Source organism: Aureimonas sp. CAS, assembly GCF_059838215.1.
Genome location: NZ_CM187563.1, coordinates 817,544 through 843,318 on the forward strand (window position 1 = coordinate 817,544; position 25,775 = coordinate 843,318).

Annotated in this window: 28 protein-coding genes and 2 pseudogenes; 23 read left to right on the forward strand and 7 right to left on the reverse strand. The window is 61.2% G+C overall.

The window, feature by feature from the left end; translation table 11 throughout:
* Positions 1-121 precede the first annotated feature (121 nt).
* The 6 genes from AC6R2M_RS03765 (at position 122) to AC6R2M_RS03790 (ending at position 7,024) form a co-directional block, all read left to right on the forward strand.
* A complete protein-coding gene (locus AC6R2M_RS03765) occupies positions 122-2,416 on the forward strand; it encodes an ATP-dependent nuclease (RefSeq protein WP_500485630.1) in 2,295 nt (764 codons plus the stop codon).
* Between the two features lie 79 nt (positions 2,417-2,495).
* On the forward strand, positions 2,496-4,340 hold the full coding sequence (locus AC6R2M_RS03770; protein WP_500485632.1) for a UvrD-helicase domain-containing protein: 1,845 nt from the start codon (positions 2,496-2,498) through the stop codon (positions 4,338-4,340).
* A gap of 247 nt (positions 4,341-4,587) precedes the next feature.
* Positions 4,588-5,115, forward strand: coding sequence for an antirestriction protein ArdA (locus AC6R2M_RS03775; RefSeq protein ID WP_090616923.1), 528 nt, complete (start codon positions 4,588-4,590; stop codon positions 5,113-5,115).
* A 194-nt stretch (positions 5,116-5,309) separates the two neighbouring features.
* Positions 5,310-5,525, forward strand: a complete 216-nt coding sequence (locus AC6R2M_RS03780) for a transcriptional regulator domain-containing protein (protein ID WP_081650884.1) — start codon at positions 5,310-5,312, stop codon at positions 5,523-5,525.
* Positions 5,526-5,571: 46 nt separating this feature from the next.
* Positions 5,572-6,090 (forward strand): DUF2285 domain-containing protein, encoded by a 519-nt coding sequence (locus tag AC6R2M_RS03785; protein WP_500485635.1) that lies wholly within the window; start codon positions 5,572-5,574, stop codon positions 6,088-6,090.
* Between the two features lie 52 nt (positions 6,091-6,142).
* Complete coding sequence (locus AC6R2M_RS03790; protein WP_500485637.1) at positions 6,143-7,024, forward strand: hypothetical protein; 882 nt, start codon at positions 6,143-6,145, stop codon at positions 7,022-7,024.
* A gap of 8 nt (positions 7,025-7,032) precedes the next feature.
* Here AC6R2M_RS03790 and AC6R2M_RS03795 read toward each other — a convergent pair whose 3' ends face one another.
* From AC6R2M_RS03795 to AC6R2M_RS03810, 4 genes are all read right to left on the reverse strand, one after another.
* Entirely contained in the window at positions 7,033-7,344 is a 312-nt protein-coding gene (locus tag AC6R2M_RS03795; protein WP_500485639.1) for a hypothetical protein, read from the reverse strand.
* Positions 7,341-7,751 carry a hypothetical protein gene (locus AC6R2M_RS03800; RefSeq protein WP_500485641.1) on the reverse strand — a complete coding sequence of 137 codons (411 nt, stop codon included), beginning with the start codon at positions 7,749-7,751 and terminating at the stop codon, positions 7,341-7,343. Before AC6R2M_RS03800 ends, AC6R2M_RS03795 begins: the two co-directional genes overlap by 4 nt.
* Positions 7,738-8,451 carry an HNH endonuclease gene (locus AC6R2M_RS03805; RefSeq protein ID WP_500485643.1) on the reverse strand — a complete coding sequence of 238 codons (714 nt, stop codon included), beginning with the start codon at positions 8,449-8,451 and terminating at the stop codon, positions 7,738-7,740. Before AC6R2M_RS03805 ends, AC6R2M_RS03800 begins: the two co-directional genes overlap by 14 nt.
* A 101-nt stretch (positions 8,452-8,552) precedes the next feature.
* Positions 8,553-8,846, reverse strand: coding sequence for a DNA -binding domain-containing protein (locus AC6R2M_RS03810; RefSeq protein ID WP_500485645.1), 294 nt, complete (start codon positions 8,844-8,846; stop codon positions 8,553-8,555).
* A 459-nt stretch (positions 8,847-9,305) separates the two neighbouring features.
* Between AC6R2M_RS03810 and AC6R2M_RS03815 the strand changes: the two genes are divergently transcribed.
* The 8 genes and pseudogenes from AC6R2M_RS03815 (at position 9,306) to AC6R2M_RS03850 (ending at position 15,399) form a co-directional block, all read left to right on the forward strand.
* Positions 9,306-9,575 carry a helix-turn-helix transcriptional regulator gene (locus AC6R2M_RS03815; RefSeq protein WP_500485647.1) on the forward strand — a complete coding sequence of 90 codons (270 nt, stop codon included), beginning with the start codon at positions 9,306-9,308 and terminating at the stop codon, positions 9,573-9,575.
* Positions 9,576-10,652, forward strand: a complete 1,077-nt coding sequence (locus tag AC6R2M_RS03820) for a replication initiator protein A (RefSeq protein WP_500485649.1) — start codon at positions 9,576-9,578, stop codon at positions 10,650-10,652.
* Between the two features lie 61 nt (positions 10,653-10,713).
* The gene (locus AC6R2M_RS03825; protein ID WP_500485651.1) at positions 10,714-11,232 is read left to right on the forward strand and encodes a DUF2840 domain-containing protein; all 519 of its coding nucleotides are present in this window, start codon (positions 10,714-10,716) and stop codon (positions 11,230-11,232) included.
* A pseudogene (locus AC6R2M_RS03830) lies at positions 11,229-11,771 on the forward strand (S26 family signal peptidase); the annotation flags it as partial. The gene AC6R2M_RS03825 and the pseudogene AC6R2M_RS03830, both read left to right, overlap by 4 nt.
* Positions 11,772-11,805: 34 nt before the next feature.
* A complete protein-coding gene (locus AC6R2M_RS03835) occupies positions 11,806-12,141 on the forward strand; it encodes a DUF736 domain-containing protein (RefSeq protein ID WP_500485653.1) in 336 nt (111 codons plus the stop codon).
* Positions 12,138-13,046, forward strand: a complete 909-nt coding sequence (locus AC6R2M_RS03840; RefSeq protein WP_500485655.1) for a lytic transglycosylase domain-containing protein — start codon at positions 12,138-12,140, stop codon at positions 13,044-13,046. The genes AC6R2M_RS03835 and AC6R2M_RS03840 overlap by 4 nt, the downstream gene beginning before the upstream one ends.
* Positions 13,047-13,506: 460 nt before the next feature.
* A pseudogene (locus AC6R2M_RS03845) lies at positions 13,507-13,998 on the forward strand (relaxase/mobilization nuclease domain-containing protein); the annotation flags it as partial.
* A 168-nt stretch (positions 13,999-14,166) separates the two neighbouring features.
* The gene (locus AC6R2M_RS03850; protein WP_500487478.1) at positions 14,167-15,399 is read left to right on the forward strand and encodes a DUF3363 domain-containing protein; all 1,233 of its coding nucleotides are present in this window, start codon (positions 14,167-14,169) and stop codon (positions 15,397-15,399) included.
* Positions 15,400-15,450: 51 nt separating this feature from the next.
* Here the strand turns inward: AC6R2M_RS03850 and AC6R2M_RS03855 are convergent, their stop codons facing one another.
* A complete protein-coding gene (locus tag AC6R2M_RS03855; protein ID WP_500485657.1) occupies positions 15,451-16,362 on the reverse strand; it encodes a LysR substrate-binding domain-containing protein in 912 nt (303 codons plus the stop codon).
* 113 nt (positions 16,363-16,475) lie between these two features.
* Between AC6R2M_RS03855 and AC6R2M_RS03860 the strand changes: the two genes are divergently transcribed.
* The 5 genes from AC6R2M_RS03860 to AC6R2M_RS03880 all read left to right on the forward strand — a co-directional run bounded on the left by AC6R2M_RS03860 (position 16,476) and on the right by AC6R2M_RS03880 (position 21,925).
* Entirely contained in the window at positions 16,476-17,690 is a 1,215-nt protein-coding gene (locus tag AC6R2M_RS03860) for an MFS transporter (RefSeq protein WP_500485659.1), read from the forward strand.
* Entirely contained in the window at positions 17,690-18,301 is a 612-nt protein-coding gene (locus AC6R2M_RS03865; protein WP_500485661.1) for an NADPH-dependent FMN reductase, read from the forward strand. The genes AC6R2M_RS03860 and AC6R2M_RS03865 overlap by 1 nt, the downstream gene beginning before the upstream one ends.
* Before the next feature lie 46 nt (positions 18,302-18,347).
* The gene (locus AC6R2M_RS03870) at positions 18,348-19,268 is read left to right on the forward strand and encodes a LysR family transcriptional regulator (protein WP_500485663.1); all 921 of its coding nucleotides are present in this window, start codon (positions 18,348-18,350) and stop codon (positions 19,266-19,268) included.
* A gap of 184 nt (positions 19,269-19,452) precedes the next feature.
* A complete protein-coding gene (locus tag AC6R2M_RS03875; protein ID WP_500485665.1) occupies positions 19,453-21,441 on the forward strand; it encodes a conjugal transfer protein TraG in 1,989 nt (662 codons plus the stop codon).
* Positions 21,425-21,925, forward strand: a complete 501-nt coding sequence (locus tag AC6R2M_RS03880) for a CopG family transcriptional regulator (protein ID WP_500487480.1) — start codon at positions 21,425-21,427, stop codon at positions 21,923-21,925. Before AC6R2M_RS03875 ends, AC6R2M_RS03880 begins: the two co-directional genes overlap by 17 nt.
* Before the next feature lie 29 nt (positions 21,926-21,954).
* Here AC6R2M_RS03880 and AC6R2M_RS03885 read toward each other — a convergent pair whose 3' ends face one another.
* Positions 21,955-22,299, reverse strand: a complete 345-nt coding sequence (locus tag AC6R2M_RS03885; protein ID WP_500485667.1) for a nuclear transport factor 2 family protein — start codon at positions 22,297-22,299, stop codon at positions 21,955-21,957.
* Positions 22,300-22,390: 91 nt separating this feature from the next.
* Complete coding sequence (locus tag AC6R2M_RS03890) at positions 22,391-22,939, reverse strand: putative quinol monooxygenase (RefSeq protein ID WP_500485669.1); 549 nt, start codon at positions 22,937-22,939, stop codon at positions 22,391-22,393.
* On the opposite strand from AC6R2M_RS03890, the gene sigJ reads away from it, so the two are divergent.
* The 4 genes from sigJ (at position 22,914) to AC6R2M_RS03910 (ending at position 25,769) form a co-directional block, all read left to right on the forward strand.
* A complete protein-coding gene (gene sigJ / locus AC6R2M_RS03895) occupies positions 22,914-23,849 on the forward strand; it encodes an RNA polymerase sigma factor SigJ (protein ID WP_500485671.1) in 936 nt (311 codons plus the stop codon). The genes AC6R2M_RS03890 and sigJ overlap by 26 nt on opposite strands.
* A 314-nt stretch (positions 23,850-24,163) precedes the next feature.
* Entirely contained in the window at positions 24,164-25,159 is a 996-nt protein-coding gene (trbB, locus tag AC6R2M_RS03900; protein ID WP_500485673.1) for a P-type conjugative transfer ATPase TrbB, read from the forward strand.
* Positions 25,156-25,488, forward strand: coding sequence for a TrbC/VirB2 family type IV secretion system protein (locus AC6R2M_RS03905; RefSeq protein ID WP_500485675.1), 333 nt, complete (start codon positions 25,156-25,158; stop codon positions 25,486-25,488). The genes trbB and AC6R2M_RS03905 overlap by 4 nt, the downstream gene beginning before the upstream one ends.
* Positions 25,488-25,769, forward strand: a complete 282-nt coding sequence (locus AC6R2M_RS03910) for a VirB3 family type IV secretion system protein (RefSeq protein ID WP_500485677.1) — start codon at positions 25,488-25,490, stop codon at positions 25,767-25,769. The genes AC6R2M_RS03905 and AC6R2M_RS03910 overlap by 1 nt, the downstream gene beginning before the upstream one ends.
* The last annotated feature ends 6 nt before the right edge of the window (positions 25,770-25,775 follow it).

The window sequence follows — 25,775 nt, forward strand, 5'->3', positions numbered from 1 at the left end:
CGAGGGATACGCGCTGCTTGCAGTAATCCCTTTGAATTCTTACAATACAGCGCCACAACGGCGTGCAATTAAGATTCCGACGTGGGTTATCATCCGTTAGACTTCGTGGTGGGGGAACACGATGCACCTACATTCCTATCGACTGAGAAATTTCCGGCGGCTTCGGGACGTGCATGTCGAGCTTGCGTCCGACATCTCCATTTTCGTTGGGGCGAATAATAGCGGAAAAACCTCCGCGACGCAGGCTATGCAGATGTTTCTCTCGGGTGGCAAAGACGCTTTCTCGCTGTATGATTTCAGCTCGCACGCTTGGCCGCTGCTTGATGAGATCGGCGAACGAGAGGGCGACATCGCCGAGGCTGAGTTTCCGACCGTCTCGCTCGATCTTTGGTTCGAGGTGGGAGCCGAAGACCTCTATCTTGTCATCCCCATTCTGCCCTCGACCGCTTGGGCCGGGACGCTTGTGGGCGTCCGCGTCGAACTCGCGCCCAGAAACATCACGGAATTGATCCAGCGTTATCGCACCGCTCGCGACGATGGTCGGGCCAAAGCGGCGGCGCTGGTCGGCGGCGCAGGCGATTATGTGCCTTGGCCAAAATCGCTATCGGCTTACCTGCTTAAAGAACTGAGACACGAGTATGAGCTGCGATATTACGTCCTCGACCACAGGCAATTTGATGCGAAGTTTCAGGCGGTGGAGGGGTATCAGCCGCTGCCGTTGGGGAACGAGCCCGGCGGCAGTGCTGTACTAAAATCGCTCATCAAGGTAGATTTTCTCAATGCACAGCGGCACCTTGCGGACCCTTCAACTGCTTCCGGAAGCGGCCGTTCGGAGGATTTGTCGAAGCGTCTGAGTCGCTTCTATCAACGCAATCTCGATCAACGTCAGGACGATCATCAGGCGCTCAAAGCGCTATTCGAGTCTGAGGTGGGCCTCGACAAGCATCTCGCGGAGGTTTTTAAAGGTACATTGGAGCGGTTGGGGCGTTTGGGTTATCCCGGCCTCAATAACCCAAGGCTCGAAATCAAGTCGGCCCTGAACCCCGCGTCCATCATGACGCAGGATGCGCGCGTCCATTACATCGTGGGCGAAGCCGCGCAGACGATCATGCTGCCCGACACCTACAATGGCCTCGGCTTCAAAAACCTGATCTATATGGTGGTCGAAGTGCTCGACCTTCAGGAGCGCTGGAAAGCCGAAGAGGAGAAGCGTGCGCCTCTCCATCTCATATTCATCGAGGAGCCAGAAGCACACCTTCACGCGCAGCTCCAGCAGGTTTTCATTCGCAACATACTCGACTTGCTCGTCATTCCGGGCGAGGCGGGAGGATCATTCGCCACACAAGCGGTCATTACGACCCACTCGCCGCACATCCTGTACGAGCGTGGCTTTCAGCCGATCCGCTACTTCCGGCGCGATTTGGTCGGAAACGATCAAGTCACTGAAGTGCTCAACCTCTCCGCGTTCTATGCGCAGGAAACCGAACACCGCGATTTCCTGCAAAGGTATCTCAAACTCACCCACTGCGATTTGTTCTTCTCTGACGCCGCTGTGCTCGTGGAGGGCAATGTCGAGCGATTGCTGCTCCCGATCATGATATCAAAGGCGGCGACATCGCTGCGATCCTCCTGCATTTGCATTCTGGAGGTGGGCGGTGCCTTCGGCCATAAATTCAAATCGCTGATCGAATTCCTCGGGATCGTCACGCTGATCATCACCGACGTAGACAGTGTTACCTTGTTGCCTGCTGATCATGACGGCGATGATGACGACGATGACGAGCTGGAGATCGAAGTCGAGGCCCTTGAGGTGGACGCTGCCAACGATGTCGATGAACTACTCGGTGGTGATGCTCGGGCCGCCCAAGCTGGCGATGCCGCCGATCCTGCCCCCGCCCGTCGTTACGGAAAAAAGTGCTTGCCCGGTGTAGCCGGGGCAGTCACCTCCAACCAGACTCTCGTGAAATGGCTTCCGGCCAAGCTGTCGATCGACGAGCTTTTCGCAGCACCGGAGCAAGAGAAAGAAACGCCGGCGGATGTGACGCCCCGTGTCCGCGTGGCATATCAGACGCCCGTTCCAGTCGCATGGAATGGTCAGAACGTAGAGCTGGCAGGTCGGACGTTGGAAGAAGCGTTCGGGTTGGAAAACGCCGAATGGTGCCAGAGCGCGGAGCAGAGGAAATTGGGGCTACGCCTCCGTGGTGCACTAGCGGACCCGGCGGCGTTGGCAGCCGGCCTTCACAAGAGGGTCAGCGGCGATAAATTCGACAAGACCAAGTTCGCGCTTGGCGTACTTACGGCCCGACCGGAAGAGTGGCAGGTTCCGACGTACATCCGTGACGGTCTGGTTTGGCTTAAGGCGCAGGTCGATCTCGAAGTTGAGGCCGAACTGGAAGGTGGTGTAGTCGGTGAGTAGCCGCGCTCAACAGCCTGACACACAGGCCGACGTAGATCTTCGGCTGTGCTTGGAATCTCAGCCGCCGACCAGTTTTAACATGGTCGCCGGCGCGGGGTCGGGCAAAACCACTTCGCTGATCAAGGGGCTCGCCTCGATCCTTGCCATCCATGGCGAGCGTTTGCGACTACGCAGGCAGCGCGTGGCCTGCATAACCTATACAGAGATCGCCGCCGGAGAGATTTGGGCTGACGTGGGAAACAATCCTCTCGTCCACGTCTCCACGATTCATAGTTTTCTTTGGTCGATCGCACGCGGCTTCCAACAAGATATCGCCGCTTGGGTTGCAAACAGGATCGACGAGCGGATCACAGAATTACAGCACGATGCCGCCAATTTTGGCCCACGCGTTCAGCAGAAAACGCGAGACAAGAACGCCCACGATATAACGCGCTACGAGCAGCAGCGTGAGGCTATCACTCAAGTTCGTAGCTTCACTTATGGAACAGGAACTGACTACGCCAAAGGTATCCTCGGCCACGATGACATTATCAAAATGGCTTCGCAGTTGATGATTCAACGGCCGCTTTTCCGAACTCTCGTCGCACAACAATTTCCGTTTGTTTTCGTGGATGAGAGCCAAGATACCTTTCCCATTATTGTCGAAGCATTGATGGCGGTCCAGCAGCAGGAGCAGGCCCGCTTCTGCCTCGGGTTCTTCGGCGATCCGATGCAGCGCATCTATCCCACCGGCATCGGCACAGTTCCCAAACCCGACGATTGGCGGGCGATCCCCAAGCCGGAAAATTTCCGTTCGCCCACCTCGATATTGAATCTCGCAAACGCCATTCGGCGTGAAGGTGACGATCTGGTTCAGATTGGTGGCCGAAAGAAAAAAAACGGTGATCAGGAAGTGCCGGTGATCGGAACGGCGCGATTGTTTGTCTTGCCGACAGATGCTCATCGCGACGAACGCGTGGCGCAGGTTCGGGCGTGGATTGCGAACGCAAACGATGACGAGTTGTGGCAGCCCGCCGACGAGAACGACCCGGTTAAAATGTTGGTGATCGTGCATCGCATGGCAGCGAAGCGATTGGGGTTCGGCGATCTGTATGCGGCGCTCAACGATAAGGCGCCTGAGGCCTTCAAGAATGGCTTTCTGGACGCGTCCGCCTGGCCGCTGCGCCCGTTGGTGTCGTTTCTACTGCCGCTTGCGGAGGCTGTTCGGGACGGGCGAGACTTCGAGACGATGCGGCTGCTTCGGCTCCATTCACCGTTGCTAGAAAAGGCCAACCTCCAAGGCGTGAACATCGCCGAGAGGCTCAATGAACTTCAGGCGGTGAGCAATCAGGTCGGTGAGCTGATGGGACCTCAGTCGCAGGCTACCGTTCGTGACGTGCTGACTCTTGCCAAGGAAAGTCGCTTGGTAGAGTTCGACCCGCGCCTGTCCGCGTACCTTGAGGATGTTGCTGTGAACGAGGCCGACGTCGAGGCCGATGACAACGTAGACGAAGGCGAGGAAGGCCTTTCAAACGAGATCAATTCAATGGCCGCGTTCCTAGCCTGTCCGGCTAAGCAGCTTCGACCCTACCAGGCTTACGTTAACGACGAATCGCCTTTTTCCACGCAACAAGGCGTGAAAGGGGCCGAGTTCGATCGTGTGCTCGTCGTCCTCGATGACGAGGAAGGCACGCACTTTCAATTCTCCTACGAGAAATACCTCGGATTGAAAGAGCTTTCTGCGCGAGACAAAAAGACTTTGCAGGACGGTGGCGAAACAGGCGTCGAGCGGACGCGGAGACTTTTCTACGTTTGCTGCACACGCGCGCGGCAAGACTTGGTCGTTATCCTTTTCGTCGCTGATCCCGCAGCGGCGATTGCGCATATTCGCGGGCTCGGACTATTTCCAGAAGCGGATATTCTCTCGCAAGATACGCTCGCTTGACTGAATCGAGAGCCAAGCCAGATGAGCCTGCGAGCGTAATACTGAATTATACCCTTTCATAGAACTTAGGGCTCCGCCCTCGGCGCACTTCGAGAGGCTTCCGCCCAGCTTCCTACGCGCGTGCCGCGCTCCGTGCAGCCGGTTCCCCGCGAAGCCTCACTCCGTTTGCACACCCGGTCTCGGCGACGGCCAGAAGGTCAGGCGCGGCGTTCCGCTTCGCTGACCTTCAGACCCGAGGATCAGAGATATGACCAACGTATCCGACAGCAGCCCCCGCATTTATGTCGCCTGCCTTGCAGCTTACAATAACGGTTTTCTGCATGGAGCTTGGATCGACGCGGATCAGGACGCGGACCAGATCAGGGACGAGATTGCCGCGATGCTTGCCCGTTCTCCCGTCGAGGAAGCGGAGGAATACGCCATTCATGACTATGAGGGCTTCGAGGGCGTCAGCATCTCCGAATATGCGGGCATCGACAGCGTGGCGCGGATGGCCGCCTTCATCGCAGAACACGGCGCACTAGGCGCGGGCCTGTTGGAGCAGTTCAGCGGCGACATGGACCAAGCCGAAACCGCCTTGCAGGATTGCTATCATGGTCAGTTCGCCAGCCTCGCCGACTACATGGAGGAATTGACCACCGAGAGCGTCACGATCCCCGAGGCACTACGCTACTATGTCGATTGGCAGGCGATGGCGCGCGACGCTGAGATCGGCGGCGACCTATTCACCATCGAGACGGCGCAGGGCGAGGTGCATGTGTTTTCAAGCAGATGAGATCATGTCTGCCTGCCTGTGCTCATACAGGCAGGCATCTCGAAAGCTACGGCTGTCGCCAAGCTAAAAACACCAAAGAATTATCGGATTAGCCGCTCAAGGTATCTGCTTTGAGCGGGTTCTATATTTTCGGTGATCCTTGAACCTCTTTTTGCCGGGCGCTGCCCAGCATCCCGGCTTGGGGAGGTGACGCCATGCTCAGCATCGATTGGCGATCTCCGGCGGCATACGGGCATACAAAGCACATCCCTGCCGCTGGTTTCGCTTGGGAATATTTGCGCCGCAACGAAGAATATCGTCGGGACTACCAGACCATCGCATCGACCGGAAGGGCGGCTGCCCGCGCCCTTGAAGCGTTCGCGCATCGCTGGGGGTTGCGATTTCCCGTGCGATCCGGACGCGCCGCATGATAGGCAATCGCCGATCTGGAGTCCGCGCCTTCAACCGCAAGCCGTGGTGTTGTCGCCGGTCGATCACAAGGACGACGATACCGAACCGACAATGACGTTGGCGCATCTCGACGGCCTCGACCTGCGCCGCGCTGCCGACGGCTGGCACGGCATATGGCATGTGGATGGCGTCGCGCACCAGTTCTGGCTACCCGAGGCGATGCCGGACGCGGCCGCCTTCTATGCCGTGACCCTGCCGATGGATTCCTTTCTGGAACTTCGTGCTCACGCTGTCCGCCGGTTCTGGCGTTCCCTTAACGGCCGTGCGCCCGGTCCCGATTTCCGGGCGGTCCCAGCCCAGCTCCGGCAATGGCATATACTGTCGCTACGCGCGCTCGATGCCCGGCTGCATGGCGAGAGCTATCGCACCATCGCCGAAGTCTTGCTCGGCTTTCGCGGCACCAAAGAGGATTTCGAGAGTGACCCGCGCAAAAACAAGGCTCGCCGGTTAGTCGCCCACGGCGTCAGGATGATGCGCGGCGGCTACCGCCTGTTGCTCCACTATCCAATCAAGCTTCCGAAGTGAGGCCAGAGCAACTATATTCAGAAAGCATCGGCGCTGTCGGGAGAAGACGTTTATGGCGGATGACGATAACAGTGACGGTGACGAAGGGGAGGATACCCCTCGCGCTAAAGGTCTGGATATTTCCAAGCTCATGATCGGCGGCGAGCGACCGCCTGTTATGAACGATACGGTTCGCAAGGCTATTGAGGGTATAGAGCGCCAGACACAACCCTTCCGTGACTTGCAGGACAGACTTACACCGCAGTTGAACAGTGTCACCGCAGCACAGAAAGCGATGGAAACATCTCTCGGGCCATTGCGTGATCTTGAAGCCCGCATGAAGACCCTTGGCGGCATCGCTGGAGAGAACTCATCTTTGGGTCGCCTAGCTGAGCAGATTGGAGCACAGAAAAGCGCCATTGATGCGATGCGTCTGCACGAAACTGAAATACCCCGCATTCCTGAGCTTCCTCCTATTCCGCCGAACCCGATCTTTGAGACCAACAGGCGGCTTGAGCGGATAGAAGAGCGCTTCGAGCAGATGCAAGTCATTGCCACCGACGCTGCCGAGATTGCCACGGGACTTCAAGGAGCTGCCGCTGAGTTCCTCCAGAAATTCGAGAAAGCGGCAGCCGACAATGACCGCACCGCAGCCCGCGCCATCTGGATCGGCGTAGTCGCGGTATTCATTGCTGTCGCTATGCCTGCCGCGCAGATCATCTATTCGGAATATCGCCGCGAACCGAGCAATGGGGCCGAGGTTCAAGCGGCGCTTGAAGCCATGCAGTCTGAACTTACTACCATGCGCAACGCTCAGACCGTTGCCAACGACCAATTGACTGAGGCGCTTGCCACGTCCGACAGCGAGACTGCCGCAATCCTGCGGGATATTCGTGGACTCCTCGCCGGGGAAGGTGCGTCGACCCCGGCCGCGAGAGACGAATCGCCACGATAGGACGTGACCTATCGCGCACCTAACTTATGAAGCTCAGCGTCTAGTGCCGTTAAATCGACGTTGAAGTAATCTTCACGGATCGCCCCAAGACGCACTGCCCCCGCCGTCTTAATGAACTCAAAATGTGCCTCTTCTGCTTCCGAAAGCATTGTTATGTGTGCCCGATCTATGGATTCAGCGAGTCGCCTCTTGCACTCGATGGCTAACTGGCAAGATGCGAGATCGGTGCCTTGATGCACTATTAAAAGATCAACATCACGAGGTGCTTTCACCTCGTCAAAAGCCGATCCAAAACCATAGATAGTGACGCTGTGCGTCACAGCCAGCCTTGCTTCTGGAAGTATTCCTCTTCCATTTCGGTGAGGTGGAGCCAGTAATCATCGCGGTGTAAAGCGCCCATGAATTCCCCGATCTTGAACAGTCCGACATTGGAATCGCGACAGTGCCGCTTCGCATCCGGGGAGTATCCGCACCACGCGGAATTGATGACTACGGCACTGACCTCGCCAAGCTGTTCGATAGTTTCGATATATTCCGCGATTCCAAACGCATAGCATTCACAGATAAACACGCGGAGCGTGTCACCTTGCCTTCTCTCCAATGTATAGACGCCATTGCCCTCACGAGTCAGTGAGACAACCTTCCCATGGCGACCCATCTGCCCCTCAAAGTAATTGTAGTGGCCGTAATGGCTGGTCCAAGGAAAGGTTTCGCTATGCGCCGCCATCGGCAAGCCCCCGAATGAGATCATCAAATTCCATAGGGAAGCGTTTCACCGCTGCGTACGGAATCGCATCCTCTACCCATTGTTCATAGCTGCGCGCATGCAGGAAGAAGGCCGCAACCACCCCCTGTTCGTCCGCGTCGAACAGAGATCGGTGCTCTTCAAGCAGCACTGCAATCTTCCGGTTATTAGGAATTATTACTGATAGACGCTCCGACATCCACACCGCATGCGCCGATTCATTGTGAGGCTGCGTTCGCGCTAGCTCAGAAAGCGGGCCATACTGCGCCCAAGACTGCCTGTTCTCCTCCAACAGCGGCAGAATTGCGCGGGCAATATCTTGCTTGGTAGGCATGGGGTCTTGATCTAAGCGTTCGAGCACCCGTGCTTCGTGCTCTGCCTTCATCGCATGCAGAATCTCTACCGTATAGACGGCTTCATTTTCCTTGCGGTCGATCAGCGTGTGATGCGTTGGGCAGAGCAGTATTAGGTTTTGATAGTCGTCCCGCTGGGAGTCCGTCTGGCCCATATCATGACGATTGGCCCCCGGCTTGTCCCCGCAGATATGCGCCATCTCACCCAGCGTGTAGGGTGCGGCGTCTTCTGCCTCATGATAGCATAGACGTTCCCAACAGCCGGCAAAGGCGCAACGACCGCCAGCCGCTGACCAGAGAATTTTGACTGATTTCTGAGTGATCGCCATCACATCTGAATATCATGGCCTACAAAAACATCTATCCATGGGTTCACAGTTTCATGTCTCACGGCGAGCTAACCTGATGTTGCAGCCCCGAAGAGCACACGTCAGCCACCGGACTCATTAGCTGCTGCCTGTTCCAGAATCTTCCGATAGCCATCACGCGAGAGCCATTGCGCGCGGTCGAGATGGCTTAGCCAGCAACGATAGGTCCGAAATTCCTCGGCGACCGGATCACGGTGCAGCACGATCCGTGCGACTTCCTTCCAGTCTGCGCCCTCGGCCTTCGCGTCCAGCAAGCGCAGGTAGGTCACGAAATGCCGCTCGTCATAGTCGGTGATGGTGTCGCCGGCCGGCGCTTCGTCGTCCACATCGGGATCGAGTTCGACGGGAACCCGCATAGCCTTCCCCTTCATCTGGAAAGGGCCTTGCTTGCGGTGCGCCCCCGCAAATAGCCCCTCAACCTGGTGATCGGGGAGTTAGTAACCGTGACTAGACGGCCCTATGACCTTTGGGCGAGAAGCCTTGGACATACGCCATAGGCTCCCCGACCATAGGTTCGAGGATCATGGTGCCGTCACGGCCGACACCAACCGCTAGTCAGGGGTTACTAAGCCCCGGAACAGCGCGTCTGTTCCGGCTACATTCCTAGCCGAACCGCGTGCGAATGTCTTCGCCTATTCAGCGCGGCAGGCAATGAGCCGCTGAAATCCCTCACCTATTAGCCGCACACCGCCCCAAGGGGGGTGCCGCCAGCGCATAGGCGCAAATGCGGCACGCTACGCGCCGCCGATCCCTCGCCATGGTTCGCCACAGTCCGCTGCCGCCCCCGGCAGCCCATTCCCGACTGGAGGTGATCCATGCCCAACCCGCTTGCGGGCCTGCCGCCGCGCCTGCTGCGCACCAAGGAAGCTGCGCGCTTCCTCGGCATATCCATCCGCACCCTTGAGAAACACCGCACCTACGGCACCGGGCCCACCTATCGCAAGGTCGGCGGGCGCGTCCTCTACACCGTCCGCGATCTGGAAGACTGGAGCGCGGCGGGCGAGCGCAAATCCACCCGCGACAAGACCGCCGGCACCGTCTTTCCCGCGCGTCCGCTCACGCCCGAAGAACGGAACGAGTGCTAGATGCTGCGCGAGGACGATCACGACCCCGCGCAGCCGGCCGAGGACAGCGAGCGCAGCCGCCTAGACCCGTTCGTGGTCGCAACGGGCGACGCGCCGCCGCGCGACCAGCGCGACTTGATGGAACGGCCGTTCTTCTCGCTGGCGAAGACCCCGCGCACCAAGCCGATTCTCTACAAGGCTGCCGACATAGAGGTGCAGGTGTTCGGGATGCCCGAGCACGGGATGGCGACCATATGGGACGCCGATGTGCTGATATGGGCGGCCTCGCAGATCGTCGCGGCCGAGAACAACGGCCTCACCACGTCGCGCTTTGTCCGGTTTACGCCTTACCATCTGTTGCGCGCCATCGGGCGGCCGACCGGCAATCACCAATACCGGCTTCTGAAAGCCGCGCTGGCGCGGCTGCAATCGACCGTCATTGCCACCACCATCCGAAACGGCCCGCATTGGCGTCGCCGGCAATTCTCATGGATCAACGAGTGGGAGGAAATGACCACGCGCGCCGGGCGCGTCGAGGGCATGGAGTTCGTCCTGCCCGAATGGTTCTACAACAGCGTCATCGACCGTTCGCTGGTTCTGACCATTGACCCGGCCTATTTCCGGCTGACTGGCGGCATCGAGCGTTGGCTTTACCGCGTCGCCAGAAAACACGCCGGGCACCAGCGCCACGGCTGGATTTTCGAGGTCGCGCAACTTCACCAGAAATCCGGCAGCCTCGCCCGGCCGTCCGACTTCGCGCTTGACCTGCGCCGCATCGCGGCCCGCCAGCAGCTCCCCGGCTACCTGCTCCAGATCGAGCGGGAAGACGGCCGCGAGCTGCTGCGCATCCGCCCCGAAAACCTGTCAACAGGCACTGTTGATAACCCTGTTAATGCCATCGGCAGATCAGGCGCACGGGGTATCGGCACATCGGGCGCATCACTATCGGCAGATCAGGCGCACGAACCGCAGCTAACGCTTTGGCCTGAAAAGCGGAATCCGACCGCTAACTTATCTAACAGAGAATCTAACTCTTTTTCTTTGACGCGCGCGCAGGCGAAGCGTGGTGCCGGTTCTGCCCGAAGGGGCGAGCCATGACGGCCCCGCTCGACACTCTGCGCCCGTGCAGCCCCCACCAGCACATTGCCGGAGACGAACAATGACCCGTCGCGCCCATCGCAGCGCGCACGGCCGTCCGCTGCCGGACGGGCCTGCGCCCTTCACAACACTGGTCGAGCTGACCTTCGAGAAACGCAAGGTCGAGCACTGGATACGCTTCGGCCGCAAGAGCTACGAGCAGATCATAGACCGTCGCCGCAGCGTCGTCGGCTTCGCGCCGGGCAGCATCTTTGCGTTCGTGCGATGGGCGAGCGGCGACCATGGCACTGTCGTTTCGCGCATCGACATTGTGCGCGCCATCGGTCGCGGCGAGCCGTTCCAGACATTGCCGTTCGTGCGCCCCGGCGGCGAAATCCTGTTGCGCCTCGATAGCTGGCCCAAGGTGCAGCGCGCGCTTGTCGCTATCGACGCCGTGGATGCGCTCGGCCTCGATCCGGCCGACGCTTCGCCGAAGCATTGGCGGCACGTCCACAACCGTTTGGCCGCCAATCTGGAGCCGCACGCCTACTCGCCCGAGCGACATGCCGCTTGGCTTCACCGCCGAAGGATCGACCCATGACGCGCCGCCGCACCCTCACGGTGACGATGCTCGCCGTCATCGGCATCGCCGCCGCAAGCGCGGTCGAGACGCCGACGAAACTCATATGGAACGCCACCGCCAGCGCGCCAGTCGGGTTCTACACCGTCGAGCCGGCCGACCGGATCAATGTGCCCGAGCTGGTCGCCATCATGCCGCCTGAACCGCTCACCGCCTTCATGGTCGAGCGCGGCTACGTCGCGCGCGGCGTCCCGCTCTTGAAGCGCGTCTTGGGCCTGCCCGGACAGCGGGTTTGCCGCGCTGGCCGCACGATCACGGTGAACGGGATCGAGATGGGCGAGGCGCTGGAGCGCGACAACTTCGGCCGCGATCTGCCCGTCTGGCAGGGCTGCCGCGTCATCGGCGACGGTCAGCTTTTCCTCATGAATTGGGAAGTCCGCGACAGCCTCGACGGCCGATATTTCGGACCCATCCCCGCAGCTTCCGTCATCGGCCGAGCGGTCCCGCTCTGGACCGATGAGGAAGGCGTCGGCCGCTACGAGTGGCGCGCGCCGACCCACTGCCCCCCCGAAAATCAACCGCAGGAGATTTCCCATGGCAGAAATAGGCACCTTCACCCGCACCGAAACCGGCTATGCGGGGGAGCTTCATTCGTTCGGCCTCCACGAAAAGGTGTTCATCGTCCCAGCCAAGCCGAGCGACGTGAAAAACGCACCCGATTATCGCGTGCGCCTCGATAGCGAGGACGGGCCGGACGCCGGCCCCGCATGGAAAGATGCCAGCGAAAATGCTGGCGAGTTCGTGTCGATGCGATTGGAGGGGCCGATCTTCCCGTTCCCGATCCGCGCCAAGCTGTTCCAGTCCAACGACGATCCTTCAGTCTGGACACTACGTTGGAAGCACCCCCGGAAGATCGAGGATGAGGAATGACGGTCGCCCGCGTCCGGCCCGCCATCCGGTCCAAGATCGTCATCCCTTTGTTCGCGGAAAAGCCGTCTCATCCCTTCGTCCCGCTCGACCACCGGACGGCCGGCGCGCGCAGCGAAGGTCAGGGGCGGCCATCGGCCGGCGCTTGCGCCTTGCCCTTGAACGCAGCGAGCACGCTGGCAGGCTGGTGTCGAAGCGGAGACAGGCCGGCATGGCATTATGCCGTCTTGCTGCTGGCGGGGGCGCTTTCCGTCTGCGCCGGATCGGGCGTCGCGGTCGCGCAATCCGCGTCGGTCGAGCGCCCGGCCGCCGCCCATCCCTACGCGGCGCACATCGCCGAGGCGTCGCAGCGTTTCGGCATCCCCGAGCACTGGATTCGTGCCGTGCTGCGCGCCGAAAGCGCGGGCGATGTGCGCGCGATTTCGGCGGCCGGGGCGATGGGATTGATGCAGGTCATGCCCGACACATGGGCGGGCCTGCGCGTCCGCCATGGCCTCGGCCGCGATCCCTACGACCCCCGCGACAACATCCTCGCAGGCACGGCCTATCTGCGCGAGATGTTCGACCGATACGGCAATGTCGGCGCGATGCTGGCGGCCTACAATGCCGGCCCCGGCCGCTATGATGAGCATCGCGCGACGGGCCGCCCACTTCCCGCCGAGACACGCGCCTATGTCGCCGCGCTCGCCCCGATCCTTGGCGGCGCGGCTCCATCGGATGCGCCGTTGCAACCACCGGCACCGCCGCCCGACTGGCGCGAGGCACCGCTATTCGTCATGCGCCCGGACGACACGCGAGCTGCCGCCGCGCCGCCGTCCGAGGTGCAAACAGGCGACGGCCGCGCCCGTGCGGAGCCGCAGGACGGCAGCATTTTCGTGGCGAGCGCCAGCGACGGGGGAACGCCATGAGAGCGGCGTTCCCGCGCTCGGCGGCGCTGGTTTCGGCATCCGGTCGGGCAGGTTTGCGCCCGGCAGGATTCCCGGCAGGAGGGGCAGAAAAGACAGAAAGGGCGGAGGGCAAGATTAAAGAAGACGGCACCATATCGGGCCGCTTCTGGAAATTATTGTTGTCTGCACACTGGTTAGGTGCCCGGTTCCGGCACCGTGGTTTTGAGGGGCCGCGTGCCGCGATTTCTCGCAAAGCCTTGGCTTTGCAGGGTTTCGAGCGGCACCATAGGCCCATATCGGCCTGTTTTCGGCGGTTTTGGCTGGAGTCGCGCCCGTGAGCGCCGACGATGAAAACCGCTTCCGTCCGAAGCCCGGCCGCATCCGATCCGACACGCCGAAGGCTGGCAAGACCAAGAGCTTTTTCACGCAGGTCAAGAAGATCACTCGGCAGCATCAGGCAGCGGCCTCCCGCGATCCTTCCATGCCGTCATCGCCGGGCCGTTCCCGTGGCGTGGTCGCCAGCGGCAAGGGCGTGAAGCGCGGCCGGGGCGCGAGCTTCGTGCGCGCCCGGAACATCTCCGGCCAATGGCATCATCGCCAGCCCGGCAGCCGCCGCGTGATCGTCAAGCAGCGCAGCGTCCGGGCCGCGTGGAAAGGCGGCCGCGCCCGCGCGCATCTGCGCTATGTCCAGCGCGACGGCACGTCACGCGACGGCGAGCGGGGCCGGCTCTATTCGGGGACCGAGGACCGCGCCGATGGCGACGCCTTCCTTGATCGCGGCAAGGACGACCGCCACCAGTTCAGATTCATCGTTTCGCCAGAGGACAGCGCGGAGCTATCGGACCTCACGGCCTACACCCGCGATTTCATGAAACAGGTGGAAGCCGACCTCGGCACGAAACTCGATTGGGTCGCCGTCAATCATTACAACACCGGCCATCCCCATGTGCATGTCATCGTCAACGGTCGCGACGACACGGGCGGGGATCTAGTCATCAATGGCGACTACCTTTCCGCCGGCCTGCGCGAACGCGCCAGCGAGCTTGCCAGTCTGGAACTCGGCCCCGTCACCGAGATCGAACAGACCCGCAAGCTTTCCGCCGAAATCGACCAAGACCGTTTCACCCGGATCGACCGCGCCATGGTCGAGGAAGCCGATGTCCGTTTCCTCGACCTGCGCCATGAACCGGCGGAGCCGAAGCGGCAGTTCGAGCGGACGCTGCGTTTGCGCAGGCTCGGCAAGCTGGAGAAGATGGGGCTGGCGACCGAACACGCGCCGGGCGTGTGGAAATTGAGCAAGGACATGGAGCCGGCCCTACGCGAGTTGGGCGAGCGCGGCGACATTATCCGCGCCATGCAGAAGGCGCTCGGCCCGCAGGGCGGCGAACGCGATCCCATGAGCTTCCAAATCCATTACGGTACGCCCGAGACGCCCATCGTCGGCCGCGTCGTGGACAAGCACCTATCCGACGAGCTGGGCGAGAACCTGACAATCGTGGTGGACGGGATCGACGGGCGGACGCACCACATTGCCGGCATTGCGCCCGAGCGGCTGGAGGACGCCCGTATCGGCAGCGTCATCCAGCTCGGCCCGGCAGAGGTGACGGCCCGGCCGTCTGACCGCACCATCGCCGTTATCGCCGAGGACGGCATCTATCGGCCGAGCCGCCATCTGGAGCAGGCGAAATTCGAGGGCCGCGTTCCGGGCGGCGACTATGTGGGCTATGTCGATGCCCATGTCCGCCGGCTGGAGGCGCTGCGCCGAGCCGGGATCGTCGAGCGCATCGACGCCGACCAATGGCGCATCCCCGATGATCTGGTCAGCCGCGCCGCCGCCTATGACGCCGGTTGTGACCGGCAGGCCAGCGTTCGCGTGCTTTCACCGATCGATCTGGAAAGGCAGATCGGTTCGGATGGCGCGACCTGGCTGGACCGGCGGCTGATCCATGGCGAGACGGCCGACCTTGCGCCGGGCGGTTTCGGCCAGCAGGTGCGCGAGGCAATGGACCAGCGCCGTGAGCATCATATCGAACAGGGCGACGCCACCCGAGCGCGGAATGGCCGCATCTTCTACAGGCGCAGCCTGCTCGCCACCCTGCGCGAGCGGGAGATTGAGCGCGTCGGCGCGGAGATGGCCGAGAGCAAGGCGCTACCTTTCCGCGCCACCACGGACGGCGAGAGCGTCAGCGGCAAGTTCACCAGCACCGTGCAGCTAGCCAGCGGCAAGTTCGCCGTGGTCGAGCAATCCCATGAGTTCATCCTTGTCCCGTGGCGGCCGGTCATCGACCGCCAGCTTGGCCGCGAGGTCATGGGCGTCGTGCAGGGCGGATCGGTTTCGTGGCAGTTGGGAAGGCAGAGAGGGTTGGGGCTATAGATGCAGCTATGTCCCGTCGCCAAAGAGGTGGACCCGTTACGGTGTAAGCGGTCAGGCAGACGCAAACCGCATCATCGCCGGCATACGTTCGGCGATGAACTCAACTACCGCCCGAACGGTCGGCAGTTGCCCGCGCCGATGGGGGACGAGGATGGTTGTCATCGAACCGCCGGCCGTCCAATCGGGCATGAGGCGAACAAGCTGACCTGTCTCGATATGCGGCCAACTAAGGCCATGCGGAAGATTGGCGATGGCTACACCGGCGAGCGTTGCTTTCAGTGTCGTATGGGGATCATCCGAGAACAGTCTCGGAACGGGTATGGCATCGAATAGCGCACCCTCTGCATTATTCAGTTGCCATTGAAGATTGTTGCGAGAGCTTTCGACAAAAATCCCGAAATGGTCCGTTAGCTGCCTTGGCTCTGTCGGCGCACCATGCTCGGCGAGATAAGAAGGCGAAGCGACGAGATAGTTGGGCGCAAAGCCAAGGCGGCGCTGCACATACTCGGAATCGGCCAAAGACTCACGATGCGCGCGGATCGCCACATCTATGTTTTCATGCACCAGATCGACATAGCGATTGGTCGTGGTAAGGCCGATCTGAATTTTCGGATGAACGCTTGATAACTCCGTCACCAGATCGGCAAGAGCCATCTGCACCGTGGCCGCCGAAGCAGTGATCCGAACAAGGCCGCGAGGTTCACCCAACCGGCGCTTGACCGCTTCCTCGGCGGCATCCGCTTCGATCAGCGCCGCCTTGGCGTGCTGATAGAAATCCTCGCCTGTATCGGTAATTGCGAACCGGCGGGTCGTGCGGTGGATGAGCCGAACGCCGAGGTCTTCTTCGAGCGCCGCAACCCGCTTGCTGATACTCGATTTTGGTATGCCCAGCGTGCGTGACGCAGACGCGAAACCTCCGTGATCTACCACTTGAACGAAGAAATAGAGGTCGTTGAGCTTCATTTGGTTGTCCACATATTGGGACAGTCAGTCCACGGTTTGCCGCCTACAAGGCCACTGTTTCCTATCTTATAACAATATCCATCAATGACCAGTCGTATGTTGGATAAGGTCACATGGCGTCAGAAGACTTTTCTGCCGATAGCAAAACATCCGTTCCACACGGCATGGGAACGCTCGTGGCCCTGCTGGGCGCAAGCTGCCTCACAGCCATGGCGGCGACCGCCATCACTCCATCCCTTCCGGGGATCGCCGAGACGTTCGCTGAAACGCCCAATGCGCAGTTCCTAGCGCAGATAGCATTGACGCTGCCGGCCTTGGTGATTGCTGTCATCGCCGCTCCGGTCGGTGCGCTTGTTGACCGGATAGGCGCGCGGGCGGTTCTTGTGTTTTGTGCCGTGCTTTTCGCACTTGCCGGTTCGGCCGGGCTTTACACTTGGAATATTCCGCTGCTTCTCGCCAGCCGTGCCGTGCTTGGATTGGCAATTGCAGGCATCAGTACGGGCACGCTGGCGCTGGTAGGTGGCCTCTATCCAGGCGATAAACGTCATCACGTCGTCGGATTGCAGGGAGCGGCTTCCTCGTTCGGTGGGATGATCTTCCTGATGCTCGGAGGATTGGTTGCGGCAACGAGCTGGCGACTGCCATTCGCCACTTATTTGCTCGCCTTGCCTCTATTGCCTCTCTTTCTGCTGTTCCTGCCTTCTGTAGTCCAGAAGCATTCTGTCGCTGATAAGACAGCGACGGAAACTGTCGACTGGGGTCAGGTGACGCTGGCATATGCCAGCGCCTTTGTGGGAATGATCCTGTTCTATGTCATTCCGGTGCATCTGCCTTTTCATCTGGCGCATCACGGATCCAACGATCCGGCGCTGACTGGCTACGCGCTATCACTCTGCACGCTTTGCGGGGGTATTTCCGCAACCCTTTATAGCCGAATTCGTCAGCGCATGCCGCCGCTGTCCATCATCGCGACCGCGTTCATCCTGATCGGGATAGGTCAGCTCCTTGCCGTGGGCGGCAACTACTGGGGCATTCTGGCCGGGATGGCGGTTGCCGGCGCATCTACGGGTTTGCTTTTGCCAACAGTGAACGGGCTGGTCCTCGCAAGCGTCCCCGTCAGCAAACACGGGCGATTCTCCGGTGGCGTGGCAAGCGCCCTGTTCATTGGCCAGTTTGTGGCTCCAGTCAGCGCGAGCACTGCCGCGAGCATCGCTGGCACCGTGTTCTTGGGCACGTCCATCGCAGCGATTGCTGTCGCGCTTGCCCTGCTCCTTGGTCAGTTGCGTACCAAGCGTGACCAGACCCTGCCCAACAGAAGGAACCTCTAATGTCTCAAATTCGCATCGGCGTCGTGATTAGCACTACCCGCGAAAACCGCTTTGCCGACAAGCCTACCCAGTGGCTGCTGAAACAGATCGAAAGCCACCCCGAGCTAAGTCCGGAGCTGCTCGACCTGCGCGCGTTCCCTATGCCTTTCTTCGACGAGCAAACTGCGCCTGCATATGCACCGCCACGATGCGAGGCGGCACGGAGTTGGGCTGCGCGCATTTCCGAGATGGACGGGTTCATCTTCGTCACCGCCGAATACAACCGCAGTATTCCGGCCGTGCTTAAAAACGCTCTGGATTACGCCTATCAGGAATTTAATCGGAAACCCGCCGCGTTCCTCGGCTATGGCGGCGTTGGTGCCGCCCGTGCAATCGAACAACTTCGCCTTATTTGCATCGAACTCCAGCTCGCCCCGCTACGCAACGCGGTTCACATTGCCATGGAACAATATCTCGCGGTCTTGAACGGCGAGCGGCAGATCGAGGACTTTGAATTCCTAAATACCAGCGCCACGTCGATGCTTCGAGATTTGAGCTGGTGGTCACGCGCTTTGCGTAGTGCGCGCAATGAAAATGAAAACGCAACACTCGTTCCCAACGCCGGATCGTAGAATGCGGCGGCGGCGGTCAGCACCAACAGTTGATTGTCCATGGGGGGTGCCGACCGAGCTCGGATCGCGCATCCCCCTCGCGTCGCTAATCCAGACGCTAGCCGTCGCCGAATACCTCAACTTTCGCCACGCTGCCAATGCGCTCGGAGTAGCGCAATCCAGCGTCAGCGCCCGCGTCAAGTCACTGGAAGAAGACTTGGGCATCCTTCTGTTCGAGCGCCATGCGCGAGGCGTTCGACTGACTGAAGCCGGACGCCACTTCGTCGAACGGATCGCGTCCGGCGTGGAGCAACTCGACCACGCAGTGAAGACCGCAGGCATGGCGGCGGCGGGCGAATGGGGACGCTTGCGCATCGGCATCCATGCCCTAATGCCGAGCAGCTTCCTCGCCAAATTGATCGGGCGGTTTCGCGAGAACCACCCCGGCATCGAAGTAGAAATCGCCGAGGGCACGGCCCGCGATGCCGTCATGCAGCTTCGCGCCGATATGCTCGACATAGTTTTCGTTGCCGCCACGCCTGAGCTGCCCGACTGCAATTCCCGCCGCATCTGGACGGAGCCGCTGGTCGCCGTTCTGTCAGAGCAGCACCGTCTCGCCGTGCAAGCAACGGTCACATGGGCCGACCTGGTGGGTGAGACATTCCTTGTCCGGCATAGCGGCACCGGCCCGCAAGCGCATGACCATATCGTTCTGCGCCTCGCCGGCAACTGGCCCGCGCCTTCAATTCTTCGCTTGGACGTGGAGCGCTGCAGCCTCTTGACCATGGTCGGACAAGGTTTCGGTATCACTATCGTCGGCGCGGCCACGGCGCTGCTGCCAACGTCCGGCGTCGTTTTCCTGCCGTTCGCCGATGAACCCGATCCGATCACGTTCTCGGCCATCTGGTCACCGTCCAACCGCAGCGCGGCGCTTCGCAACCTGCTTACCCTCGCCGGCGACATGCGTCGGTCGTCCTGCACCTACTGACTTCCAGCCGCTAGTCGTTTCCGCCAGCAGGTAAAGATAACCGCATCGGCGACATTCAGAAGGCAACTCGCCCTATTTGCCGCCGATCGTATCCGGCAGCCCTCCGGCATCCTCTTTCCTGTTGCCAACCCGATTTCGCTTATTCTCTGATCGGCTCCGTCTCTTTTACCGACTGGAGCCTGTATTGCGCGGAGGACGTATCCTTTGGGGTCAAATCACCCTCGTCGTCACCATCGTTTTGGTGATGACGTGGGCGGCGACGCAATGGACGGCGTTCCGCCTCGGGTTCCAGCCGCAGCTTGGAGCGCCATGGTTCGAGCTGGCGGGCCTGCCGGTCTATTACCCGCCCGCCTTCTTCTGGTGGTGGTTTTCCTTCGACGCCTATGCACCCGCGATCTTCGTCGAGGGCGGCATCATCGCGGTATCGGGCGGCTTCCTCGCCATCGCCGCCGCCATCTTCATGTCGATCATTCGGGCGCGGGAAGCACGCAACGTCGCCACATACGGATCGGCGCGATGGGCCGAGGACAAGGAAATCCGCAGCGCCGGCTTGCTCGGCCCCGATGGCGTCCTGCTCGGCCGATACGAACGGGACTATCTACGCCATGACGGTCCCGAGCATGTCCTATGCTTCGCCCCGACGCGCAGCGGCAAAGGCGTCGGATTGGTGGTGCCGACGCTGCTGACATGGCCCGCATCCGCCATTGTCCACGACATCAAAGGCGAGAATTGGACGCTGACAGCCGGCTTTCGCGCGAAGCATGGCCGCGTCCTACTGTTCGATCCGACCAATGCCGGATCGTCAGCCTACAATCCGTTGCTGGAGGTCAGGCAAGGGGAGTGGGAGGTCAGGGACGTTCAGAATATCGCGGATATTCTGGTCGATCCCGAAGGCAGCCTCGACAAGCGCAACCATTGGGAAAAGACCAGCCATAGCCTGCTGGTCGGCGCGATCCTGCATGTTCTCTATGCGGAGAAGGACAAGACGCTGGCGGGCGTCGCCAACTTCCTGTCCGATCCGCGCCGCCCGGTCGAGGCGACCTTGCGCTCCATGATGGACACGCCGCATCTAGGCGAGGCTGGCGTTCATCCCGTCATCGCGTCGTCGGCCCGAGAGCTGCTGAACAAAAGCGAGAACGAGCGCAGCGGCGTGCTGTCCACAGCCATGTCGTTCTTGGGCCTCTACCGCGATCCCGTGGTGGCGCGGGTGACGGCACGATGCGACTGGCGCATTGCCGAGCTGGTCGGCAGCCGACAACCGGTCACGCTCTATCTGGTCGTGCCGCCGTCCGACATAAACCGCACCAAGCCGCTGATCCGCCTGATCCTCAACCAGATCGGCAGGCGGTTGACCGAGGAACTGACCACCTCCGGCAAGCGCCATCGCCTGCTGTTGATGCTGGACGAGTTTCCGGCGCTCGGCCGGCTCGATTTCTTTGAATCGGCGCTCGCCTTCATGGCGGGCTATGGCATCAAAGGCTTTCTGATCGCGCAGAGCCTCAACCAGATCGAGCGCGCCTATGGGCCGAACAACGCGATCCTCGACAACTGCCATGTGCGCGTCAGCTTCGCCACCAACGACGAGCGCACCGCCAAAAGGGTGAGTGACGCGCTGGGCACCGCAACCGAGTTGCGGGATTCCACCAACTACGCGGGGCATAGACTGGCCCCTTGGTTGGGGCATCTCATGGTGTCGCGGCAGGAGACGGCCCGGCCGCTGCTCACGCCCGGCGAAATCATGCAGCTTCCGCCGACCGATGAAATCGTCATGGTCGCGGGCACGCCTCCGATCCGCGCCACCAAAGCCCGTTACTACGAGGATGCGCGGTTTCAGAAACGCATCTTGACCCCGCCCGATCTGATCGCCGCTCCGGCGACGACCAGCCCATCCGCCTATGATTGGTCCGGCCGCGTGGTCGCGGCGGAAAGCCATTCCGCGCCGGCCGCCGCAGACGGGGCCGAGGGCGATCCGGCCAATGCCGGCATCCGCCGCGAGCCGGAATTGCCAAGCCAAGAGGAAATCGTCGCCCCGCCGCCATTCCCCGAACAGGAGTTCGAGTTTCTGGACGACGAGCCGGACGTTGACGCGGCCAAGGCCCGCGCCATGCGCCAGCGCATGAGGATGGTCGCGCGGCAGGTGGCGATGAACCCCGATGATGGAATCGACCTTTGAGGACACGCTTATGGCAACCAGAACGCGCCTGAATATCTATTTCGACCCCGCGCTCATTCCGCAGATCGAAGCGATGGCGCTGCGCCGCTCGGTGGCGCTGCGCCGCAATGTCTCGAAATCCGCCATCGTGGAGGCGGCGGTCATGTCCTACCTGTCCGGCGATGCTGACGACCAGCTTGAAGCCGCCATGTCGCGCCGCCTAGACAAGCTCGGCAGGCAGATCGACACGCTCGACCTGGATCTCGCCGTCCTCGGCGAGACAGTCGCGCAGTTCATCCATTTCTGGATGACCATCACCCCGCCACTAACAGGAGCCGCGCAATCCGCTGCCCGCGCGAAAGGCGCGGAGCGGTTCGAGGGCTTCATGCAGAATCTCGGCCGGCGCCTGGCGACCGGCGACAGGTTTCTCAAGGAGCTGTCGCGAGACATGACGCTCTTTGAACAAACTGCGACAGACTTCGATGAGAACAGTAACAGGCGATAACGGCTTCCGTGTTGAGAGGCCGATGATGTTCAGCCTGCGAGGGTCTGCTGGTGCTGCACCAGCTTCCAGCTCTGTCCATCCGCGCGATAGGTCGAGGTGCAAAAGCAGCGGTAAGGTCGGGCATCTCCACGCCGGCCTTCCGCGGTATATCCCAGCACAATGACGGCGTCGCCGGCTCGGCTAACGACCTGATCGCTCATCTTCACGTCCGTCCAGCGCGGCGCGCCCTTGAGCCCTTCAATGATCGCTGGAACGTCCAGCACACCCATGCCGGGGAACGCCATAAGACAGGAGGGATCAAGTAGTTCATCGTAGACGGAGATGCCCTCCAGCCACAAACGCTGCTCGGTTCTCCAGGCGATGTCATCGTCCATCTTGATATCCTCTACTTCCAGGTTGCCATTTCAAATGGGGTTGGCGCACTGTGGCGGGCGCCAACCACCGTGAGAAATTCGTCTGTATTTCCTAGGCGCTATATTCACCGACGACATCGTACATGCCCGGAACTGGCTTGGCCAACCCTGCCAGTTTTTTGCCGAACTCGGCGGCAGCCGGATCGTTCTGCGTGGCTTGAACGTCCGCCGCGCTCGCCCATTTGGCGACATTGACGATGCGCTTGCCATCTTTGCTGGCCAGAAGCGTCACCGAGACAAAGCCCGGGCGCTTGCTGATCACCGTATCGGTAGCGTCCTGAAGAATCTTTGCAACCTCATCCTGCTTTCCTTCCTCAATCTCAAGGATGTTGACGAAGGTCACTTCACCGTTCGACATATTTTTGGTCTCCCTCTCCATGGCGCGGCATGATTTGCGCCAGTTAAAAGCCGGGCTGCCAATCGAGCCCAGACCTATGACGAGTGCGAGCAGGGAAATGTCAGTCGAGGCGGCCGGTATACGCAAAATTTCTCCGCTGACATTTGAGCTGCCTGACTCGTCATAGGCTTGAAGGGTGGCCCGCCTGGGCCGGGTCCGAATTGATAAGGCAGAAACCGTGACGCCGACCAACCGCAAGCTCATCGGGCATCCAAACGATGTTCCCGAGTTCCAAAAAGATGAAGCTGCTCTGATGGCGTTGGGGTACCGGTTGCTCGGAACTCTCGCCGATGCGCAAGACGCAGTGCAGGAAACCTATGTGCGTTGGTACTCGCTCGGTCGCGAGGAGCGGCAGGGCATTTCCGTTCCACTGGCCTGGAAACGGACGACGCTGACCCGCATCTGCTTTGACCGCCTCAAATCCTCTCAATACAAGCGGGAGGTCTATATCGGCGAATGGTTGCCCGAACCGGTCCAAGGCGGTGAATTCTGGGGCATTGCCTCAAATCCCGCAGCGGATGCAGGATTGGAAACCTCAGAGAGCGTCAGCGAGTCCATTTCAATGGCGCTGATGATCGTGCTGGACAAGATGACCCCACCTGAGCGGGTGAGCTTCATCCTGCACGACGTTTTCCAGTACACCTTCGAGGAAATCGCCGAAATCATCGGACGCACGCCGCAGGCGTGCCGGCAATTGGCGTTCTCGGCGCGTAAGCGATTGGGTAACCGGGCGCGACGGCAATCAAGCCGGGAAGAGCATGCAAGACTCAATGAAACGTTCAGAGCCGCCTGGCAGACGGGCAATGTCACAGCGCTGATCGCCCTCCTGGACAGCGACGCCGAGGCCATTACCGACGGCGGCGGCAAAACCGCAGCAGCAATCGAGCCATTGATCGGGTCTCATGCAATTGCCGAATTCTTCGCTGGAATATTCGAACGTCAGCCCAATCTTCAGGTCGAGATCGCGACAGTCAATGGTGAGCCCGGTTTGATCGGCATGGCCGGCGACCAGATCATCTCGGTGATCTCGACTTCCGTGCGGGACGGGGTGATCCACAACATCTGGGTCATGCGCAATCCGGATAAATTGCGCGCCTGGTTCAAGGGCGATTAGGCTGCCCCATTCCCAAACTAACGGCGGCACGCTTCGCGCGCGCGACGATGGCCGGGCTTATCGGAGGCAGGAACCTCGGGTTTGGTCACTCTCCCCGAATAGCTCCCGCGAAGCGGTAGAGGGCTAATATGTTGCTAGCAGCCGCCGTTCCAGTCCCCATTCCTTCCTAGCCATACCCCATCCTATTTACCGCCGTTCGTCGCCGATCACCGCACGCAGCTAGATATCTGTTGAACCGGCCCAATTCCGGGCTTTCTTAATCGACCCCGATCCGGGGATTGCCTGTCGCGTCCCCGCCGGAAGCTGGGGCCGACATGACCACCAACCACCAAAGACCGGAAGCCATTGCGCGCGGCGCACGCATGTTGCGCACCGCATTGGGGCCGGCAATCGCGCGACTGCTCGAAGACCCGGCCGTAATCGAGGTGATGTTGAACCCGGACGGGCGGTTGTGGATCGACCGCCTGTCCGAAGGGCTGTCCGATACAGGCGAGCGCCTGTCCGCCGCCGATGGCGAACGCATCGTTCGGCTGGTCGCGCATCATGTCGGTGCGGAGGTTCATGCCCGCAGGCCACGCGTCTCGGCCGAGCTGCCCGAGAGCGGTGAGCGGTTCGAGGGCCTGCTGCCGCCCGTTGTCGCCGCGCCGACCTTCGCCATCCGCAAGCCCGCCGTCGCCGTGTTCAGCCTCAACGACTATGTGGCGGCGGGAATCATGTCCACAGATCAGGCTGCAACGCTACGCGCGGCCGTTTCTTCCCGCGCCAACATCCTCGTGGCGGGCGGCACCAGCACCGGCAAGACCACGCTGACCAACGCTCTGCTCGCCGAGGTGGCGAAGACGGCGGATCGCGTCGTCATCATCGAGGACACGCGCGAACTGCAATGCGCCGCGCCCAACCTTGTCGCCATGCGGACGAAAGACGGCGTGGCGACGCTTTCCGATCTGGTTCGTTCCTCGCTGCGCCTGCGCCCCGACCGCATCCCCATCGGCGAGGTGCGCGGATCGGAAGCCCTCGACCTTCTGAAAGCGTGGGGCACCGGCCATCCGGGCGGGATCGGCACCATCCATGCCGGCACCGGCATTGGCGCACTCCGTCGCCTTGAACAGCTCATCCAGGAGGCTGTCGTCACCGTCCCGCGCGCGCTGATCGCGGAGACCATCGACCTTGTTGCCGTCCTTGCCGGGCGCGGTTCCGCGCGCCGGCTGGCCGAGCTTGCCCGCGTCGAAGGGCTGGGGCCGGACGGCGACTACCGCATCACCCACCCCAGCCCATTGGCAATCCCAACCAGCACAGGAGAACCCGAATGACCCGCACGTTTTCGCGCGGCTATCGCCGCATGGCGACCGCCGCATCCGCCCTTGCCATCAGTCTCATGCTCGCCCCGGCCGCCCATGCGTCCGGTTCGTCGATGCCGTGGGAAGCACCGCTCCAAAGCATCCTCCAGTCCATCGAGGGGCCGGTCGCCAAGATCATCGCCGTCATCATCATCATCGTGACCGGCCTGACTTTGGCCTTCGGCGATACAGGCGGCGGTTTTCGCAAGCTGATCCAGATCGTGTTCGGCCTGTCCATCGCGTTCGCCGCATCGAGCTTCTTCCTGTCTTTCTTCTCCTTCGGCGGCGGGGCGCTCGTTTGATGGCGGGCGGACTCGAACAGCTCGACGCGGTGCCGGGATTCTCGATCCCGGTCCACCGGGCGTTGACCGAGCATATCCTGCTCGGCGGCGCACCGCGCTCCATCGCGATTCTGAATGGAACGCTTGCCGGTGCCGTGGGCCTCGGCCTGCGCCTATGGCTGGTCGGCATCGCCATTTGGGCCATCGGCCATTTCGCAGCCGTATGGGCGGCGAAGCGCGATCCCCAATTCGTCGAAGTCGGGCGGCGGCATCTCCGCATCCCGGCTTTTCTGTCGGTGTGAGGGCGC